2 protein-coding genes are annotated in these 1640 nt (G+C 70.2%); both read left to right on the top strand.

The window, feature by feature from the left end; all coding sequences use genetic code 11:
• The coding region (locus tag U4E84_RS16950; protein WP_322533279.1) for a mechanosensitive ion channel family protein at positions 1–699 on the top strand (699 nt) is incomplete at its 5' end.
• 44 nt (positions 700–743) lie between these two features.
• Positions 744–1640, top strand: an 897-nt coding sequence (locus U4E84_RS16945; protein ID WP_322533278.1) for an MATE family efflux transporter, incomplete at its 3' end; no start/stop codon positions are given.

The raw sequence follows: 1640 nt of genomic DNA, 5'->3' as shown, positions 1-1640 counted from the left end.
ATCGGCGACATGATCGAGTTGGAGGACGGGACCGCGGGATTTGTCGAGGACATCACGATCCGATACACCAAGATATGCACCCTCGACAACACCTTCCTCGTCGTGCCGAACGGGACGATGCGCGAGCGCGACGTGACGAACTTCTCGGCCGGGGACGAGCGGACTCGGCGCTCTATCGACGTCCTCGTCACCTACGAGAGCGACATCCCGGAGGCGCGCCGCCGCATCGAGCGCGCCGCGCGCGACTGCGACGCCGTCATCGATGGCGGCCCCGACATCCGCATCGGCGTGGCGCGGTACATGGCGGGCCCCGACTGCCGGCTCCACGAGTTCGCCGACGACGGAATCCTCCTGCGGCTCCGGTACTGGGTGAAGAAGCCGTACAAGCTGGCGAAGGTCCAGTCGGACGTGAACACGAAGATCCGCCAGCGGCTCGGAGATCCGGAGGCGAACGTCACGATGGCGTACCCGCACCGGCACCTCGTCTTCGACGACACTTCCGGCGTCGCCCAAGTCGCGGCCGGATCCGGGACGCCGAGGGGCGCCGACTCCGACGCGCCCGCGGCCGCCACCCCGGACCTCAGCGACGACGTCGCCGCGGACGCGGGCGGGCCCGAAAGCGACGCCTCCGGTCCTTCGAGCGATGCTGACGCCCGACGCGACCGGGACGACCGGGGCGGTAGCGGGGCGGGACAGTGATCGGATCGGAAGTCTGATAGAGCGTCCCCGGCGTTTGTACGGCAGTGAGCGACGAGCCCGCTGCCGACTCGGACGTGCCCTCCGACGACGGTTTACCCGACGTGCCCTCCGACGACGGTTCACCCGGTGAGTCCTCAGGCACCCCGCCGGACGACCCCGTCGCCGGTCCGCCCGGTGGATCCGGCGACGACGGCCCCCTCGACGACCGGTCGATCACCGAGGGGAGCCTCTTCCGGCCGCTGTTCCGCCTCGCGTGGCCGATCGTCGTCATCCAGCTGCTCCAGGTGACGTACAACATCGTCGACACCCTCTATCTCGGCCGGCTCTCGGCGGAGGCCGTCGGCGCGATCAGCCTCGCGTTCCCCCTCATCTTCCTCCTGATCGCGGTCGCCGGCGGCTTCACGACCGCGGGCGCGATCCTCGTCGCGCAGTACACCGGCGCCGACGGCGACGGCTCCGCGGGGCTCGTGGCGGGGCAGACTATCTTCACCGTCGCGGTGCTGTCCGTGTTCATCGGGATCGGCGGCTACTTCGACACCCGCCCCGCCCTCGAGATCCGGCCGAGCGACGTGGACACCGCGGCGACGGTGATCCCGCTCGCGGCCGACTATATGGAGGTGATCTTCGCCGGGATCCCCCTGATGTTCGGCTTCTTCGTCTTCTCGGCGCTGATGCGCGGCTACGGCGACACGCGGACGCCGATGGCGGTCATGTTCGTCTCCGTCCTCCTGAACGTCCTGCTCGACCCGTTCTTCATCTTCGGGTTCGACGGGAACCCCCTGTTCGAGTGGCTGGCGGCGGTGCCCGGTCTCGCCGCGCTCGACCCGGTCGCCTTCGAGGCGGCGCTGCTCTCGGCCACGGGGGTCACCGGGATCGGGATCCGGGGCGCCGCGCTCGCGACGATCCTCTCGCGGGGCGTCGCGACGGCCGTCGGGCTCTGG

The organism is Halorubrum sp. AD140, from assembly GCF_034497445.1.
In the GTDB taxonomy this organism is placed as follows: Archaea; Halobacteriota; Halobacteria; order Halobacteriales; family Haloferacaceae; genus Halorubrum.
This window is presented reverse-complemented; position numbering and strand designations above follow the sequence as displayed.